This window comes from Phormidium sp. FACHB-1136 (assembly GCF_014697375.1).
In the GTDB taxonomy this organism is placed as follows: domain Bacteria; phylum Cyanobacteriota; class Cyanobacteriia; order Phormidesmidales; family Phormidesmidaceae; genus Nodosilinea.
The window spans coordinates 17188-34297 of sequence record NZ_JACJRS010000057.1; the positions used below are offsets into that span (position 1 = coordinate 17188).

Below are 17110 nucleotides of genomic sequence, written 5' to 3' on the forward strand. Positions count from 1 at the left end.
GGGCTTAAGAGAGCATTAGTCGGGCAACATTTCGGAGGCGTGGACAGCGACGAGAACTGGCACTTGATAGAGGATGTAGGCCATTTCTGCAGAGCTCACACTCCCTGTCCAGGCCACCTGGCGATCTTCGGCGTGCTGCTGATGGTCTTGGGCCTCGGCGGTGGGGGGTGGGGGCATCAGGGTCAGAGCAGGGGGCGTACTCGGCTGCAAAAAGCTCCCGTCCGCAGTGCCAACATCCGCCCAGGACAGTTCGTTCCAATACTGCTTCACGCCCCCAGCTTCCCCGTCTTGGTCAACATCCAGCCCAAAGCGGGGCTCCCCAGGGCGCTCCTTAATCACAAAAAACCAGCCCGCATCGTTGGGATTGGACGCCGTTTCTCCCTTGGCCTCTTCTGCCGTTAGGTCAAAGCCGAAGAAGTAAATGTCGGGATCCACCTTGGCCTCATAGAGGGGGGTGCGGATTTTGTCGGGGGGGGGATTGGCTTCCTCGATGTCGCCCACAAAGGGAATGAGCCTCCGGGCTTGGGTTTTGTCAATCGCTCCCGTCCCCGTCCGCGCCCAATCTGCCTTCTGGGCGTAGATCACCGCTGTGGGGTATTTCTTCAGCAGTTCTCCGCGAATGGTGAGCACCAGTTCATCCTCGGTTGTCCCCGGCACCTCCCGGTGGTCGTGATCCCCCAGATTCGAGGACTGCGACCAGCGATGGATCGGGGGAATGTCCCGCAGTTTTTCCCGCAGGGCTTCCTTGTCCAGGTTTTCGCGATCAAGTACGCCGCTGACATCCCAGAACTGGCGAAAGTAGCTGCCCCGCTGGTCGGTGGGGTATTCTCGCCAGAGCAGTTCCCGCGCAAATTCATGGTTGAGCCCCACTAGGTAGGCTTCGATGAACCGCTGGTTGGTTTCTAGCAGAGAGATGCTGTTTTGCTCGATGTATTGCAGGTTGGGCAAAAACAGCTCGTCAGACATCGCCACCAGGGGTTTGTACATGGGGTAGTCAAATTCGGGATAGGCCATGGCCTCGTCGAAAATCTCGAAGAGGGCGTCCTTGATCCGGGGGGGGATAAAAATGGTGGCTAGGGTGGCCTTAGGGATGGTGACGGTGGGGTTGAGGGTCTGGAACGTCCCAGCAACGAGGGCGGGCAGATCCAGCGGACGGCGGGGTGGTTCCTGGGCAGCTTGGTGGCTGGCTTGGATGAGGCGGTAGGTGTCTTTCAGGGCAACCTTGAAGCGGGTGGCCTCGGCGCTGTCGGCGGTGCCCTGGCTGGGCTGGGCATCTTCTCCCGGCTGGGTGAGGACGAAATCTGGGCTTTGGGGCAGGGTATCCACCTGCTCCGGGGTGCGGTTTTCTTCCTGGAGGCTGTCGGCGGCAGCGGTTTGCCGTCCAATCCGCTCTAGGAACAGAAAGGCCGTGATCGCGATCACGGCGATAATCAACCCCACCGCAGATCCTAGCAGCGTTGCCAACAGAGAAATCAGCAGCACAATCAGGAACCGTAACCAAGCCGGAATCCGCCGCACCCCATCGAGGATGAATCCCGGCACTTGGGGCAGCATGGCCTCCGCCAGTTGGCTGGGGGTGGGCAGGCTGGGGGGCGTAACTTTGGGAGGCGCGGGCCGCACTTCCCCGGCGTTAATGCGGGCAACCAACGCTTCTGGGGGACGATCCACCGGGAAATTCAGTTTTTGAATCAGGCGTGATCGGGATCGCATCATCCGCCGCAGGGGAGCCGTCACCGCTACCCGAGGCACGATGCTGGTGGTGACCGCATGGAACCGCGTGGTGCCGTTGACCAACACCCGCTTATCCACCGGGGCCGTCAGAGTAAAGAAGCGATTGGGATTGCGATCCTTAAGGGGGCGCAGGTGGGCATCGTACCAAATCCAGGAAATTTCCTTGGCCATCTGCGCCCATTTGATCTGGCGATTGGCCTTGAGGATATCCCCCACTTGCTTCCAGGCGGCATCCATATAGGATTCCTGGTTTTGCTTTACCACATGAGTGCCCAAGCCCGCCGCCACCCGAAAGCGTGGATCTAGGTTCAGGTCATGTACCCAGTTGGTGTTTTGCGGGAGGAGATTCCCCGCTTCATCCCGCAGCAATCGCTGCATTTTGGCGTGCCAGCGTCCATACAAGGGCGGCGTGATCAACGGGTCGGGGTCGGTATCCGCTGAATCTGTGGTGTCGTCAATGCGAATCGGATCCGGCAAATGGGAGTCGCGATGAGCCGTTTCGGCTCCTAAACGGCTGTACTCCTCCGCCAAGTTAATGAAGGCCGCTAGCTGCTCCTGAAAGGGGTGGGGATAGTCCTGTGCCCAATTTTCGTATTTCAGCACTTCCTGCTGCTCGGTGTCATTCAAGGCGCTGAAGGGTACCTGCAACGCCCCCCCGATCTGCAACACGCCCCCCAGTTCAGGGTCGTCAATGCCGGGGAGGTTGCCATCGGGGAACTGTACGTCCATCGCCCGCCGTCCTACCCGGCTGTCCATCGGTCGGGGTTTGAGCAGGCGCACCAGGTACTCAAAATCTCCCACGGTGCTGGTGCGGAAATACCAGCGGTGGTAGATGGGGTAGTGGGTGGGCTCAGGGCGGACTACCGGGAATCCATCGGGATAGGCATCCCAGGCACCGTGAGTAGCGTAGGGGGCGCTGGCGGGATCTAGCCCGATCCCTGCTAGCCGCCCGGTTTCAAACACGGGCACGAGGAAGGCGTGATAGGCGGTGTTTGGGGCGAGCTTGCGAGGGGAAATAATGCGGGAATAGGCGCGATCAGGATTGTGGGAGAGGGTCTGCCCCAATTTGGCCGTCACGGCACCATTTTCGTTGGATTCGATCACCATATCGTCCACGGCCATGCCGTCCACCGTGTCGTTGGTGGTGTTCATCAGCCCTTCGTTGACGTGGACATGCGCCCAGGCCCAAAGATCTGCCGAGGGGGGAAAGACGTTAGCGTCTTCCACGATTACATAGGGCAGGGGGCGATTGCCCCCGCTCCGTCCCTCCTGAAATTCCCCCTCAGCGAGAACCACCAGCATGATCCAGGGGCGCAGGCGGTTGATGTTGCTGGCGTTGGGCTGGGCGGGGGTATAGAGCCAGGGAAAGGTTTCTTGATAAAAGTCGATGTAGGGCAGAAAGTTGGTTTCAAAATTGGTGATCCAGTTGCGGGGCTCCACCTTGAGGATGGCCTTGGTGTCGATGCCGACGATATCCCCAGGGCCATAGAGTTCCACATTTTTGGTGATGTCCTGTTCTAGGGCGGTGTTGCCCTCCAGGGGATCCCCCTTGAGTTTGAGGGAAACCATGATCGCGGCGCGTCCCCGCACATCAGTGTCCCCATCAACCGCCGTAATTCGGTTGGCGATGCCTTCTCGCAGCCAGGGGAGAAACGTATAGGTGCCCAGGGTCGTCATCGGTTTGCCTCAATCATCGATATTCACCTCACTCGCTGAAATCACATGCAGCCTGCCCCGGCGGTTAGCATTCCGCGCCATCTCTGCCCGGAGGAATGCCTGCGCTTTAGCCTCGCTGGTAAAAATCGCCTGCTGGCTGAGGGCACGGTTATCCACCGTGGAGGCCACCACAAACTGCTCAGGGCTAACCACTACCTTGTCGGTAAAGGGTTGGAACTGCTGTTGATAATGCTGAGACAGCACCGATTTTGTCACAGCGCTGCCGTTGAGGAAGTGGGTAAACAGGCGACCGACAAAGCCAAAGAAGGTAATGAAGGCAACCTGGAAGTCGCGATCAATCATGTGCGTTTCGTAGCGAATGTTGCGCTTCACCGCCTTACCCGTGGCGATCCCCTGATTCGCCACCGCCATCTCCACCCCAGCATCCTCAGGTTGGAAGGGGGCTTGGGAGAGCTTGTCGGCATCTTTAAAGTCCTGATACTGGGCAATCGCAAATTGCTCAGCGCGATCAGCCACCTTTTGCAAATCCCCCGTCACCTCCAGGTAGAACCGCTTGCCATCACTGGGCTTCTGGTTCCCTACCTTATCCAACGGCAGATCCAACGGCACCGCCCGCTGGGTGACGATCAGGGTGCCGATAGGGTGCAGCACCAGTTCCTCGCGGCCCTCCTCCAGCTTCCGCAAAGACACCAACAGACTGACCGACGCCGGAAGCTGCGCCTTCCAGTTCGAGATCTTCTCAAACTCCCCAGCCAGCAGTGGCAAAACCGTGATCGGAGGCAGGGTCGTCTCTTTCTTCTCACCCCAAGTAAAGTCAAAGTTGGCCTTGATGGTGAAAAAAAGCAGCTTGAGCTTGCCATAGCCTTTTGCTCGCCAAGGGGTCGGCCCCTCCAAGGAGAACTGGAGGGCAATGCTAAACAGCCCAATACCAAAGACCTTGAGAGAGACCCCACAGGAAATCTCAATGATGAAAAAGAACGGATTGAACTGAAACAGGGCATCAAAGGCTAGGTGTCCTTCGATATTGAAGGCACTAAAGCCGAAACACAGCTCTGCCCGAACGCCCAACTGCACCGTGTTCGACGTGACGGCAACGTAACCCATCACCCGAATCCGTCCCCAGGATTCGTTCAGGATGTTGAGCGACACCCGTTTGGGACTGGGGAAGGGCAGGGGCGGCGGCGTGAACTGGGGATGGAAGCCCCCCAGGCTAACTACGAAGTTGCTGTCATCCCCCCAGGCCACGAGTACACCCATCTCCCCTTCCAGGGTGATGAACAGCACCCGCGACTCAAAAATGCTGGCAAAGAAATACGCCCGCTGTTTGTCAAACTCAATGGCTCCGATGAAGGCCACCTGCAATACCAACAGCGGTGCTTTTTCATCCGGCAGCACTACCCGGAGCACCCCCAAAATGGCAATATTCCCCGGCGGAATTTGAATAATAATTCCCAGGGAAAGAGTAATCAGCGCTGGGGTGCCCCAGCCCAGCTTCGCCATTGGCCCAATCACGAAAATACCGTTCTCCGGCGGGAAAAAACGACGCAGGTCGCTGATAATCCGGGGGGCATTCGCCACCACGTCCTGGGGGAAGAGCACGTTAGCGGCGGATCCGGTGCGGATGCCCTCCGTCAGCGCCTCCAGCTTCATGGTGCGGTTCAGCCCCAGCAGTCCGCCAACGCCCAGCAGCACAAAGCCAAAGCCCAGTTGGAAACCCGTGCCAAACTCAGCGGTGATGATGATCAGCAGGGAGAAGCCCTTAGAGCCATCGGGCATTTTGGTGGTAATCAGGCCGATGGCTTTGAGGGTCAAAAAGCCGCTAAAGACCAGTTCCAGTGCCCCGGCATATTCTTCGCGTTCAAAGTCGAAGTAGAGGTAGCCGCCGCCCTTAACAACGCCCGCATCCACCGCCAGCCCCACCCCATTGGGGGGCTTGAAGCCAATCTCCAAATCAACGACCCCCAAGTTTCCATCCTGGTTTTCGGGGAATTTCAGATCGGCCTTCACCCCGATTTGCTCGACCGCTGCTTGTAGGGGGCCGAGGTTGGCATCAATATTGGCGCTCAGGCTAATGGGAATAGTGCTGGCATCAATACCGATGCCGAGGGTAAGCGCTTTGATATTGATGATGCCCAGCTCAATATGAGCAGGAAGTTGAATGAGTAAGGTGCTGCTGCCATAGAAGAAAAGACCTTCCCCCCCCGAAAATCCAAAGCCCAGATCAAAGTTGGATTCCAACTGAATGCTCGACAGAATGCTGGTTAAAAAGCCATCCCCTTGACTAAAATCAATCAGCAGTTTGCCGCCTTTGATTTCTCCCCCCAGGATGAAATCCCCTGAAGCGCGACTCGTGACCGTATCCCAAGCAAAGCCTACCCCCGCTCTGATCGAGAGTTGTCGCGCTTCTAATCGGCTGCCACCGGGCTGCCCCAAAATCAGGTAAGGCTCTCCATCCCTAGCCCCAGCAATCCACTCTAAAAAGGCTTCTCCCTTAAGTTCTCCCGCAGGGGGAAGAAACGTGATTTTGCCATCGGGCTGAATGAGGGTGCGGACGCCGGAGCCCAAGTCTGTGTTGAGGACGAAACGAATCGTCCAATCCTCTAGGCTGTAGCCATCGCTGTCTACGGAAACCTTGTCCAAAAGGAGAAATTCTAGTCCTTTCGGTGAAAGGTCGGTTCTAGGGGTGGCTTCTAAATAAATTAAATCTAAGACAGGCGGCGTTGTGGTCTGATCAAAAATGGCGGGAACGCTGCTGCTGTTCAATAATCTTTCGAGGGTTTGCAACAGGCGAATGCCATCAAAGGCAGGGTCACCCCAAGCATAGAGATCTTGAAAGTGGGTTCCCGGCTGAGTGATGAAGCGGCTAAGCTGATTCAGCTTGATTTGGCATGTGGTGTAGGTAAAGTCGCCAGATATATTTTCCTGGCGGGTGATCACGTCAATAAATTCAAAAATCTCGACAATTCCTGGCGTCGCTTCCAGGTTTTTGACAACCAGATAATCAAAAATATTTTTGGGCAGTTCTTCTGCAAATGCATTCAGATCAGCCACTGAAATTCCTGAGAGGCTGCCACCTAAGCTTCTTAACTCGTCAGCGATAGTTTGGAAACTCTCCACCAGGGATTGAATCGTGCCAAATAAGTCAATCCCAATCTGTGTAATTTCGGACAGTTCTTCTGCTTCAATGGCTTGAATGAGCTGAACAACCTGTTCAGGGAGCAGCGTCACTTTAGCAATCGACCCTTCGAGGGCGTTCATAAAGGCCGTTCGCGTTTCTAGCTCTGGCGGGAATTCCATCCCCAGTTCCGCCAAGAAAACCCGTATCCGTCCTGGATTCAGTTCCTCTTGTAGGGGAGCAAAGAGCCTTGCCAGCCCAATCGCGATCGCCTCTAAGGTTCCTTGGGTGGTCATGATCAGTTGGCCAGTAGGGAGGGCTGCTGAATTCTCGTTTCGTCATCAAATTGCTCAATGCTTTTTAAGAAATCCTCAGCAGTATGGCAATCCCTGCTGATTTGAATAACTTCTAGGGCATATTTTTGAAGATCTTTCCGCAAAGCTTCACTACCATGCTCTTCTAAAACCGAGGCCATGCTCATCAATAGGTTCTGAAGCGAGACTCGGTTAATCTCAGGGGGAATAACATAGTCTGGATTTTTTATGCTGCGGTTCAGCGCCGCAACAAAGGCTGGCCCCTGTTTACGCTGCCAGGTGACCATAACGGGGCGATGCTTATTCACCAGCTTCAAGACTTCTTCTTGGTGTCTCTCAATAATCTTTTTAATATGCTTTCCAGTTTGGTTTGCCTCTAAATACCCCTCGATATACTCAATCCAGGCATCGTTCAATTCACTATCATCATTACCAATTGGAAGTTCAGGTGAAAGATTTGAGATGGGAACTCTATTAGGGGCTGAGCTGGTGGTATTAATTGTGATTCCCAGACTTGCCTGAACACGAATAATATCATTGGCAAAACCTTGGGAATAATCCTCACTAACAGAGTAAAGTAGGGCTACAACCTCATTGTCGTTATTTACAATGGCTGATCCTGAATCGCCATGATAGGCAAATACATTGACACCGCTTCGATAGTTGGTGCAGCCTCCGGGATCGTTGGCAGGTCCTCCACTGGGTCTAGGATTAATAGTAATTTCTTTGGTTGATGGATCAATATAGGTGATTTCTCCAGAGGTTAATCCTGTTGTAGCCCCCCTTTTTCTAACACGCTCTCCATTAATAGGAATTGTTACACCGTTGCCTTCAATATTCATAATTTCTAAGATGTTATTTTCAATTGCGATATCGTCTTTAACTTTAGCGATCGCACAGTCTAAAGACAAATCCTTATCAAGGTTGACGGCAATCACATTCGTTCGGCAGCAACAGCAGCAGCCTACCCACGGCTGACCAATTTCATCGCCATCCTGTCCTGAATCTCCATACAACACATGATGATTACTCAGAATTACCCAGCTATTATCAGAATCCAACTTAGCAAGACATCCTAAGGTGCCAGATCTAGGGTGACCAGAACCATTTCTAATATTATTAATCCTAATCCCACCTTTGATAGGTCGATAGTTCCCCAAGTCTACGGTACAAGAGGCTAAGAGAATCTTCTTCTTCCGAAAAATAATATCAGTCTTGACCCCTTCAATTTCTTTGGGAATAACTTGATTAGGCTCTAGATCAGCTTCACTTTTCTTTTCGCTGACAATTATTTTGATACATCCCTCTTCCGTTAGTTGACCATCAGTTTCTTTAATACCAATACCAATACTTACAACATTTGGATAGCCTGCCAACGGATCTTTCACGCTTTCATAGACTTCAAGAAGTCGCTCTTGCTGTCTAATAAGTTCTTCACGACTTTTCATAACTATTTGCGTCCTTATTGAAGACGTAATAACTGCAAAAATGACCCGCGTTTAACGAATCTAATATTGCATAAAAAGTGAACAAAGGCTCGAAAATCCTGTTCTTGAAGACTTTCTCTAATTGGTTAAATTGCCGCTATTTTGCCCAAGCCTTGAGTTTGCGAGAGCTTCCGAAAAATTTTATGCTCAGGGAACCCTAGTCTCTAATAATTTTCTGTTATAGCGGCAGATACGTTAGTTAGGACATTAAATTGATTCGACTTGTGGATATGGGCATGACGACTTGGCCTTGTCCTAAGGTCACTGGCGATGACTATAGAGCATTTACAGAAAAATAGTTTGATGGATGCAAGGCGCTCTTAGCGAAACCTTTTAGAAACAGCCTTCTGCTAGCGGAGTTCTTACAGACTCGCTATCACAGCAATCAGGAATGTTGTTAGAGAACACCGACGAGCACATTATAGTCAGGCATTCCAACGATCCGCCACAATATCCTGAATCGTTAGTTAATTTCTTAACAAATTAGTTAATTTCTTAACAAAAATGACTCTGATTTATTCTCTGACGCTTGGAAATAAGTCCTTAGTCCATATCAGTAGGTGATGTTTAATTTATGACTAGCTTCAGTCATTGACCTAGGAGGCTAGTTGACTGACAAAACTTAGTTGGCGACATAGCCGTACGTGTGTATTTTGAATTCGATGTGATAGGTGCGTTGGTCATCCTGTTTTCGAGATGCCATGGCGGGTTCAGGGTCGCGGTTGTGGGTAGGCGGATGAGGGGCCAGTCTTGGGTTAAGGCGGTTTTTAGCCAATCCCAGCCCATGCGGAAGTAGCTGTTGCCGCGAAACCAATGGGGGAAAACCCAGCGGCGTTTGCCCGCCGTGACGACCAATGGGAGCGCATTCAGGATCTCCCCCCCCGGTTCTAAAGGCTGGGTCAGCGTGACGGGCCAGGACAATCGCTTGTTTGTGGAGGCGGTGCTGTATCGCTATCGGTCGGGAATCCCCTGGCGAGATTTGCTAGAGCGCTTTGGGCATTATCGCAAAATCCATACCCGCTTCCGTCGTCCGCGCCCACCAGCAGCTATTCCCACCGACACGGTGCTGGCCGATAAGGGCTATGACGCCGATAAATGGGTGATTGAACCGCTCAAAGCCCAGGGCAAAACGGCGGTGATTCCGCTCAAGCGCAACCGCAAGACGCCCCGCGAGTATGACCGGGACTTATGCAAGGCCCGTCATTGGATTGAGAATTTCTTTGCCAAACCCAAGCAATATCGAGCCATGGCCACCCGCTATGACAAACTGGTCGAGACCTTTCTCAGCGCTATTTACATGGCTGCATGGGGCATCTGGCTGATTTGATGACACGCCCTAGCCATGGCAGAACGCTTTTACTTCGTCAAGCTCGGCGCAATGGCTCCCTCAAAACCCCTCCAAGATTAGCCTGGGAACGGGCGATTTTTGTTGTGCGATGCTAACCGATGCCCCCTACAGCCCCAGACTTTTCTTGCTCTGCTTCAGTTGGTGATAAAGCCCTTGAATTCGCTGATAGGCGTCTTCAGGAGAGATCTTACCGCCCGTGTTGAGGCAGGAAATATAGCCGACTCGGTGGGCAAATTCTTGCAAATTGGCGTTAAATGCCAGGTTCTTGGGGGAAAATTCGCCGTAGTAACGACTACGGGGGAACAGCATCTGATCGTGAGCCTGAGCGTCCGATGATGGGTTAGAACGAGTCATACGGCCCCTTAATGTATTATTAACCTTTTCTAAAGCTTTTCTTAAGTCTAGTCAAGGCGTATGAGTGACGACCGGGATGGGGAAATCTGCCGTTCTGCCTCGGTTGGTTGCCCAGGCAGCGTATTCACCGGAGGTTGGTTCTGGCCTAGGAGGGTTCTGCGTAACCCACATCGGAGCTTTCTGGGGTAGTGGCCCGTTCTGCTTTTTCAGGGTGGGCCTGTTCCACCTCGGCCACGGTGGGCAAAACGGTGGCGCTACGTCCCGCTTCTGCCATGGCCGGGGCATGGGTTTCATCCTGAGGGAGCATCTCGGTGCGCTTAGAAAAGCCCCAGGTAAAGACGACGGCAATCAGCAGCACCATCAACCACTCAGGGGGCACCAGGGCCGGATCGACCACGCGCACCAGCAGCCGAGCCCCCACAAAGGCCACGGTGACAAAGCCTGCATCTTCTAGATGTTCAAATTCTTCCAGCCAGCGGATAAACAGCCCCGCCATAAACCGGAGGGTTACGACTCCAATCAGCCCGCCTAGCAAAATCACCAGCGTGTCTTTAGACAGAGCTAAGGCCGTGGTGACGCTATCCAGGGAAAAGGCGAGGTCGGTAAAGGCAATGATGGGAATGGCCTGGAGCAGGGAGGCAAAGCGGGGGCCGTGGTGCTGATCCGCTTCGTCGGTTTCGGCGGTGAAATGCTTGAACACCAGCCACAGTAGATAGGCGGCTCCGAGGACTTCAAACTGCCAAAACTGTAGCACCCAGCCCGCTGCCAAAATCAACGCCACCCGCAGCACAAAGGCAATCAACAACCCAAAATTTAGGGCTTGGCGTTGCAGTTTCTCCCCCTCTAAGCCCTGGGCGATGGCCGCGAGGGCAATGGCGTTATCGGCGGAGAGCACCGCTTCCAGAGCAATCAGCACTGGCAACAGTAGCAGTGTATCCACCCCAAGGTTGGTCGAAATGTCGAGCAGTTGGTCTAGCATGAATTCAGTTTGGCTACCCTGGGCAGCATCTAGCGTTTTGTAATCCGTTGCTTCCGAGCAGGCGGAGGGGGATTAGGCTTTAGTCTAACCTGCACCGTTGGCCCAGGCGTAGTAGGGTTAACAGGTCATACCTGTCTAAAGTTCCCGCTTAGTCTCCCGCATCCCTCATCTGTTCCCTGTCTCATCCTAGGAGCGATCCCGCGTGCTGAGGTCTCTGCTTACAGCCTTTCGCCAGCATTACCCCCAGGGTAGTGTGGCGTCTACGTTAGTCCGTATTCACGATGGGCTGTACATTGTGCGGGTTGCGGTCATGGTGGAAGACCGTGTCCTATCCACGGGGTTAGCCGCTCACAGCGTTCTAGAAACCGCCGAAGATAACGCCTGTGTGCGCGCCCTCAACCATAGCGGGCTGCCTGAGATTGGCCTCGTACCGCCCCCCAGCCTGATGGTACCGCCGTCCGATCCCGCTGCGGCTACCCGGCCCTCTCCACCGAGTTCACCCCCACCTGCGCCTGCTCTGGCGGTGTCGTCACCCACCGCCAGGAATGGAGGCACCTCCCAGGTAGAGGAACCCCTGCGGGTGGCCCCCCAGGCGTCTCATCTCGACAGGATCTGGGATGACCAACCCGCCACACCCGCCCAGATCGTTGACGCATCCGTGGATGCATTCTCGGAGTGGTCACCGCCCTTGGAGACGGTACCGTTGGAGTCGGGGGCAACAGCACCCCCACCCCCGACGGCCTTCGAGCCGGATTTACTGTCCTTGGAGGGCATTCCGACTCCATCCATCGACCTGTCGGACATTATTGCCCAAACCGATGTGGAGCTTCAGCGCTTGGGCTGGAACGTCAACCAGGGGCGAGAGTTCCTGGAAAAGACCTATGGCAAGCGATCCCGCCATGATCTCACCGATGATGAACTGCTGGAGTTCTTGCTGTTCCTAGAAACTCAGCCCACCCCCGCTACCTAGGCGACGGCCAAGGGCCGACCACCCACGGAGGTGCGGTCAATCACCTGGTCGATGAGGCCGTATTCCACCGCCTCCTGGGGGCTCATGAAGAAGTCCCGCTCGGTATCTTCGGTTATTTTCTCGATGGGCTGGCCCGTGTTGTTGGCCATGGCTTCGTTTAGGCGCTGCTTCAGGTAGAGGATTTCCTTCGCCTGAATTTCGATATCGGTGGCTTGGCCTTGGGCACCGCCAAGGGGTTGGTGGATCATGATCCGGGAGTTGGGGAGGCTCATGCGCTTGCCCTTTTCCCCAGCGGTTAACAGAAATGCGCCCATACTGGCGGCGAGACCCACGCAAATGGTACACACCTGGGGCCGAATGTGGTTCATGGTGTCGTAAATGCCGAGGCCCGCCGTCACCGACCCACCGGGGGAGTTGATGTAGAGGTAGATATCCTTATCGGGATCCTCCGCTTCCAAAAACAGCATCTGCGCCACAATCAGGTTGGCGGAGTCGGAGGTGACCTCTTGGCCCAGGAAAATAATCCGCTCGCGCAACAGACGAGAGTAAATGTCAAATGCGCGTTCACCACGCCCGGATTGCTCAATAACGGTAGGAATCATGAGGATAGGCTACTTGTTTCACTGCTATGGCTTATTGTAGCGACTTCCGCCCATGATCCGGTTGACCAGGGCGGTTGCCGTGGCTCCACGGCGGGGTGGGCTGTCCTGGCGGACGGGGCACCTACACGGTGGCTAGTTCGGGAACCGCGACCGAGGCGGCGGGAGAAGGCGTCACCGCACAATAGACCTCGGCGGAATTGTTGGGGCTTTCGATCAGCTTCACCTTATGCAGGCTGGCCCCTAGGGCAGCGATGGGGGCTTGCAGCAGATCGCGAATGTGAACCGCAATGTTTTCGGCGGTGGGCACCACTTCGGCAAAGTAGGGAATGTCTTTGTTTAAAAAGGTGTGGTCGAAGGGCTCTACCACGGTGTCGTCAATGACGGCTTGCAACTGGGCCAAATCCACCAGCATCCCGGTGCGGGGATCGATCTGTCCCTTTACCGTCACTTCCAAATGATAGTTGTGGCCGTGGCCGTGGGGGCGAGCGCATTTGCCGTAGATTTCGCAGTTTTCTTCGTAGCTCAGTTTCGGCGAAGCCAACCGATGGGCAGCGCTGAAGTGGGTGCTGATCGTGAGATAGGCGTCCATGGCGTTTCCTTGATAATCGGCCCAGAGTTCGGGGTGTTCAAACAGTTGAATATTGACGATGGGTAGGTGCGGAATCAGCCGATCCCAGATTGTCTTAGCGAGAAACTCGGTGGTGGGCAGGGTGTGCTGAAATTCGGGCCATGCCTCGTTTAGATAGGCAAAATCGAGCTGGCTGGTCACTTCCCGCTTGATGACGTGCTTCACATCCGAGAGGTTGAGCACCATGCCGTACTCATCCAGATCGCCCTCCATGGCGACATAGAGCACGTAGTTATGGCCGTGGCCGGGAGCCTTGGCACAGGGGCCAAACTGCTGAGAATTGGCCTCCTCCGAGAGTTCTGGTAGCCAATAGCGGTGGCTGGCCGAAAACTCCGCCCGACGGTTAATAATGCATTTCATAGACTATGACGCTACTTAAAGAAGCGTAAATTTGAGTAACAAATTCCCCCTTCAGCATAGTCTAAAATCCCTACGACTCAGAGGCGCAAGGTGGGCCTATCGATCCGATGGGCTGACAGACGCCTATTTTCGACGCCCGTTTTCACGGCAAGGACGAGCCTTTCCGGTCTGTGATGAACCAGGCGGGCTAGGGACAATCCAGCCGATAGTCGCCGTAGGAAAAATGCGCCCCACAGAGGTTAGCCCCCCGAAAGTCGGCGCTGACAATTTTCGTCTGACGTAGATCCGCACGGGTCAGCAGCGCTCCAACCATGACGGTATCTTCCAGGTGGGCGTTGGCCAGGATCGTCCCCAACAAGGATGCATGGCTGAGGTCGGCCCCTAGCAAGTTGGTGTGGCTCATATCGGCCAAGTTTGCCACCAGATCGACCATGGTGGCCATGGAAAAGTTGGCCCGCGTCAGGTTGGCCCTAGCCAAATCGGCCCCTGTGAGGTTGGCCCGAAAGAAGTTGGCCCCCGCCAAATTAGCCCCCCGCAACACCACCCCGCTCAGATCGAGATAGCGCAGATCGGCGTCGCGTAGATCACATTCGATACAGATACCCGTTTCTAGGAGGGTTTGCAAATCCGCCGAATCCGCTGCTTGGGCCGACGAAAAACCCCAGAGGCCGATGATTGCCCCTAGCCCACTCGCTAAAACGCCCAGTCTCCCGCGCAGACCAGTGTGGAATCGTAAGGCCATCTATCCTCCAACCCCCTTAACCCGCAAACCGATAACCCCACGGTAATCAACCCCACCGCGATTGTCGAGTCATGCGCCCTAATTAGACGATTTAGGGGGGCGCTTGGGTGGGGGCTGGGATTTCGCTTTGCCGCTAGGAGCAGATCGGCGGGGCTTAGCCTTCGCATTTTTAGCTTTCCCGGTTTTGGACGACGCTGTTTTGGTTGAAACCTGAGCTTTGGCTGATGCCTTAGCGGTCGATGACTTGGCCCCCTTCGCCCTTCGCTTCCAAGCCGAGGAGATCCAATCGGCACTGTAGTGACTAAGGGAACCCAGTTCCAACCCCGCCAACAAAGCCAACCAACGGGGCCAGTGGGTGCGCAGATGTGCCCCTAAGCCCCCAACCAAATCCTCCCAGGTCAGGGCCGTGTAGCCTATCCCATTCAGCACATCCACCACCACCAGCCCCACCAAGGCCAGCCAAAGGGACGCATAGACCACCCTCACCACCGTGCCAATCACCGGGCCATGGGACCAGCGCGACCGATGGCGCATACTGCCCCGGTAGGGTAGCCAAATCCACCGCAGCCAGCCCCAGCGCTTGTATTGCACCGAATGAATATCTAAATCGGGGCCAAAGACCCAGCCCCCCAGCAAAAAACCTAAACACACCAGCACCGTTAGCCATCCATCCAGCGTGACCCAAAACGCCAAGAGCACCACCAACGGCAGTGTCCACAGGGTAATGCGATCATGGGTGCGGCCTGATGACATGGATCAGGTGTATCAAGATTATGGCCCAAAGGCAAGGGGGTTCATCGCCCAATCCCTCGTCCCCTATGCTCCGAGTGGCCAAGCAAGCCATCCGCCCAGGCCAACCCTGGGGCAAATTTGAACGGTTGCGAAAGTTTAGGCCATGCTCAAAAACGGCCCATTCTCTGCTACGATAGCTAATCGTGAAACGCACGGGCGATTAGCTCAGTTGGTAGAGCGCCTGCCTTACAAGCAGGATGTCACTGGTTCGAGTCCAGTATCGCCCATTCCCTACTGTTGTACAGTGACACGTTATTTGTCATCGGGGACAAATTGATGTCGCCGGAGTCGAATTAGCGTCGTCGGGACAAAATCTTGTCGTCAAGCTAGTGGTGACAAAATTAATGTCGCCAAAGGCCGTTGGACTTATGCCTGTTGTAAGGCAGGCGATTCTTTCAACTCGATTGAAACTTAAACTTGAAACTTAAGCGGCCAATTCAAGGTTGAAGTGCAACACCTGCTCAAATCCGCTTGCAGCCATGGATCGGTCACTAGACCCACGAGAAGTCCTATAGCCTGCTGTGCTGCGCTGTACCGTGTTCCTGGTTGTGGTCATGACCGCGAAGGCTGACAGCGGCTCTGAGACAGAGTGTTGCACTTCAGATTTGAATCTGCGGTTTCTTTGCTTGGCGATTACTAAAATGCCCAATAAACCAATGACAGAAAGACCATGACGCTGTGCCTCTCTGCGACCTATTCGTTCATCCATTAGGAGTTCATCAGATTTGATTTGAATCGCCAAAGCAATCGCATAGGCTTTTCCATGATCTAAGTTTTTGTTCTGTCGTAAGTTTTCAGCAATGATTGGATCGTTCAGGGACTGTATTTGAATCCATTCGAGATTGAGAATATTTTGAATGCGAATATCTTGGGCAGCCTTCAGTTCGTTAGCGACAACATCAGGCATGATGACGGTGCCATAGATATTTTGTAGCAGCCAGAGGTGGTCAATCAACGCTAGGCTACCTAAAGGTGAGGTATCACTAACGACAATCATAGCCATCCTCGATTACGGAGATTTTGCAGGTCTTCTTCAAATTCTGCGACATCGTAATGGATACAAATACCTCGGCTACCAAGAAGCTGCTGAAATTCCATTTGATGCATTCCGGCAATCTGGCTGGCTGTGCCTAGGGTAACTCGCTCTTGCTGAAAGAGGGTTATGGCTAGTTCTGTCCGTAGGTCGGCTTCGGTGATTTGAAGGTTATCGGGTAAGTCGATGGTGATTTGCATGGTTTAGGCTCATTTTAGTTGAATGGCTCACCTGGAAGCATTGAGGTCAATTCACTGAGTAAACCTGGAATATCAACCTCTGCTGTTTTCCAGACCTCATCCGGATCAATATCGTCATAGCGATGAATTAATTTATCCCGCATTCCAGCGATGAGCGACCAGGGAATATTGGGGATCTGCGTCCTCAATTCTAAGGAAAGGAGTTTGACGGCTTCTCCAATAATCAACAGCTGAAAAACGATGGCGGGCTGAGTTCTGTCGTCCTCAAGAAAAGCTGCTTTATCCATGCCAGACTTGTATCTCAAGATCTTTTGAGAAGCATGAAAAATATCTAAAAGAGTGGCATGATCACGATTGCTGAGCATAAATCTTCTGGGCGGTAGAAAGAATTTCTTGGCGACGAACCCAGTTTTGACTGCGTTCAATGGCTCGCTTGCTAATCAAGTCAACTTTTCTTCCTAGAATAGATTCAAGTTCTTGCTGAATTTTAATATGCTCTAGGGCACCTCGAAAAATACTGAAGGCACTGTCTCACAATGAGACTCATGTCGAAATCTAGATTCCTGAAATATTTGCTAATAGCCCAATATTTGATCATTAGTATTTTGATTCTTAAAGAGATAGTCGATAGACACGAAAAGATGAGATCATAGACAGTATAAATTACTCACTTCTCATCAGGACTATGGGACAAAAAGGATTCTGGGACTTTGAGGAACGCCAGCAGGAATTGCTCAACAAAAATAAAACCTTAAAATATCTCAATGACATTATTCCT

The 17110-nt window shown here is 53.6% G+C and carries 13 protein-coding genes, 1 tRNA gene and 1 pseudogene; 3 read left to right on the top strand and 12 right to left on the bottom strand.

Translation table 11 applies throughout. The features are described 5' to 3' along the window. Window positions 1–15: 15 nt before the first annotated feature. Genes H6G62_RS16580 through H6G62_RS16590 form a run of 3 tightly spaced genes read right to left on the bottom strand, consistent with a single transcriptional unit; the run spans window position 16 to window position 8285 of the window. Window positions 16–3408, bottom strand: a complete 3393-nt coding sequence (locus tag H6G62_RS16580; RefSeq protein ID WP_190497123.1) for a hypothetical protein — start codon at window positions 3406–3408, stop codon at window positions 16–18. Between the two features lie 9 nt (window positions 3409–3417). Next, window positions 3418–6819, bottom strand: coding sequence for a DUF6603 domain-containing protein (locus H6G62_RS16585; RefSeq protein WP_190497125.1), 3402 nt, complete (start codon window positions 6817–6819; stop codon window positions 3418–3420). Window positions 6820–6821: 2 nt separating this feature from the next. Further along, a complete protein-coding gene (locus H6G62_RS16590; RefSeq protein WP_190497127.1) occupies window positions 6822–8285 on the bottom strand; it encodes a hypothetical protein in 1464 nt (487 codons plus the stop codon). Between the two features lie 852 nt (window positions 8286–9137). Between H6G62_RS16590 and H6G62_RS16595 the strand changes: the two are divergent. Further along, a pseudogene (locus H6G62_RS16595) lies at window positions 9138–9651 on the top strand (transposase). Window positions 9652–9777: 126 nt separating this feature from the next. Here H6G62_RS16595 and H6G62_RS16600 read toward each other — a convergent pair. Both H6G62_RS16600 and H6G62_RS16605 read right to left on the bottom strand, forming a co-directional pair. Beyond that, window positions 9778–10026 carry a hypothetical protein gene (locus tag H6G62_RS16600; protein ID WP_190497129.1) on the bottom strand — a complete coding sequence of 83 codons (249 nt, stop codon included), beginning with the start codon at window positions 10024–10026 and terminating at the stop codon, window positions 9778–9780. A gap of 145 nt (window positions 10027–10171) precedes the next feature. Continuing rightward, window positions 10172–11005: a DUF475 domain-containing protein gene (locus H6G62_RS16605; RefSeq protein ID WP_190497131.1), complete on the bottom strand. Its 834-nt coding sequence runs from the start codon at window positions 11003–11005 to the stop codon at window positions 10172–10174. A 202-nt stretch (window positions 11006–11207) separates the two neighbouring features. On the opposite strand from H6G62_RS16605, the gene H6G62_RS16610 reads away from it, so the two are divergent. Beyond that, entirely contained in the window at window positions 11208–11975 is a 768-nt protein-coding gene (locus H6G62_RS16610) for a hypothetical protein (protein WP_199325061.1), read from the top strand. On the opposite strand, the gene clpP is transcribed toward H6G62_RS16610, so the two are convergent. From clpP to H6G62_RS16630, 4 genes are all read right to left on the bottom strand, one after another. Further along, the gene (clpP, locus tag H6G62_RS16615) at window positions 11972–12577 is read right to left on the bottom strand and encodes an ATP-dependent Clp endopeptidase proteolytic subunit ClpP (protein ID WP_190497133.1); all 606 of its coding nucleotides are present in this window, start codon (window positions 12575–12577) and stop codon (window positions 11972–11974) included. The two genes, H6G62_RS16610 and clpP, sit on opposite strands and share 4 nt — an antisense overlap. Window positions 12578–12698: 121 nt before the next feature. Continuing rightward, the gene (locus tag H6G62_RS16620) at window positions 12699–13565 is read right to left on the bottom strand and encodes a 6-carboxytetrahydropterin synthase (protein WP_190497135.1); all 867 of its coding nucleotides are present in this window, start codon (window positions 13563–13565) and stop codon (window positions 12699–12701) included. 187 nt (window positions 13566–13752) lie between these two features. Beyond that, window positions 13753–14307, bottom strand: coding sequence for a pentapeptide repeat-containing protein (locus H6G62_RS16625; RefSeq protein WP_190497137.1), 555 nt, complete (start codon window positions 14305–14307; stop codon window positions 13753–13755). A gap of 78 nt (window positions 14308–14385) precedes the next feature. Beyond that, complete coding sequence (locus tag H6G62_RS16630) at window positions 14386–15060, bottom strand: metal-binding protein (protein ID WP_190497139.1); 675 nt, start codon at window positions 15058–15060, stop codon at window positions 14386–14388. A gap of 193 nt (window positions 15061–15253) precedes the next feature. Between H6G62_RS16630 and H6G62_RS16635 the strand changes: the two genes are divergently transcribed. Further along, window positions 15254–15326, top strand: a tRNA-Val gene (locus tag H6G62_RS16635). 197 nt (window positions 15327–15523) lie between these two features. On the opposite strand, the gene H6G62_RS16640 is transcribed toward H6G62_RS16635, so the two are convergent. From H6G62_RS16640 to H6G62_RS16650, 3 genes are read right to left on the bottom strand one after another with little or no spacing between them, the layout of a single operon-like run. Continuing rightward, window positions 15524–16102 (bottom strand): hypothetical protein, encoded by a 579-nt coding sequence (locus tag H6G62_RS16640; protein WP_190497141.1) that lies wholly within the window; start codon window positions 16100–16102, stop codon window positions 15524–15526. Then, a complete protein-coding gene (locus tag H6G62_RS16645) occupies window positions 16093–16332 on the bottom strand; it encodes a UPF0175 family protein (protein WP_190497143.1) in 240 nt (79 codons plus the stop codon). Before H6G62_RS16645 ends, H6G62_RS16640 begins: the two co-directional genes overlap by 10 nt. Before the next feature lie 14 nt (window positions 16333–16346). Continuing rightward, window positions 16347–16697 carry a DUF86 domain-containing protein gene (locus H6G62_RS16650; RefSeq protein WP_190497146.1) on the bottom strand — a complete coding sequence of 117 codons (351 nt, stop codon included), beginning with the start codon at window positions 16695–16697 and terminating at the stop codon, window positions 16347–16349. Window positions 16698–17110 lie beyond the last annotated feature (413 nt).

What these genes read in the sequence shown, in the direction of transcription:
- H6G62_RS16590 (WP_190497127.1), bottom strand. Translation starts at nt 8,285, where the DNA reads ATGAAAAGTCGTGAAGAACTTATTAGACAGCAAGAGCGACTTCTTGAA.
- H6G62_RS16585 (WP_190497125.1), bottom strand. Translation starts at nt 6,819, where the DNA reads ATGACCACCCAAGGAACCTTAGAGGCGATCGCGATTGGGCTGGCAAGG.
- H6G62_RS16580 (WP_190497123.1), bottom strand. Translation starts at nt 3,408, where the DNA reads ATGACGACCCTGGGCACCTATACGTTTCTCCCCTGGCTGCGAGAAGGC.
- H6G62_RS16630 (WP_190497139.1), bottom strand. Translation starts at nt 15,060, where the DNA reads ATGTCATCAGGCCGCACCCATGATCGCATTACCCTGTGGACACTGCCG.
- clpP (WP_190497133.1), bottom strand. Translation starts at nt 12,577, where the DNA reads ATGATTCCTACCGTTATTGAGCAATCCGGGCGTGGTGAACGCGCATTT.
- H6G62_RS16605 (WP_190497131.1), bottom strand. Translation starts at nt 11,005, where the DNA reads ATGCTAGACCAACTGCTCGACATTTCGACCAACCTTGGGGTGGATACA.
- H6G62_RS16600 (WP_190497129.1), bottom strand. Translation starts at nt 10,026, where the DNA reads ATGACTCGTTCTAACCCATCATCGGACGCTCAGGCTCACGATCAGATG.
- H6G62_RS16650 (WP_190497146.1), bottom strand. Translation starts at nt 16,697, where the DNA reads ATGCTCAGCAATCGTGATCATGCCACTCTTTTAGATATTTTTCATGCT.
- H6G62_RS16645 (WP_190497143.1), bottom strand. Translation starts at nt 16,332, where the DNA reads ATGCAAATCACCATCGACTTACCCGATAACCTTCAAATCACCGAAGCC.
- H6G62_RS16625 (WP_190497137.1), bottom strand. Translation starts at nt 14,307, where the DNA reads ATGGCCTTACGATTCCACACTGGTCTGCGCGGGAGACTGGGCGTTTTA.
- H6G62_RS16620 (WP_190497135.1), bottom strand. Translation starts at nt 13,565, where the DNA reads ATGAAATGCATTATTAACCGTCGGGCGGAGTTTTCGGCCAGCCACCGC.
- H6G62_RS16640 (WP_190497141.1), bottom strand. Translation starts at nt 16,102, where the DNA reads ATGGCTATGATTGTCGTTAGTGATACCTCACCTTTAGGTAGCCTAGCG.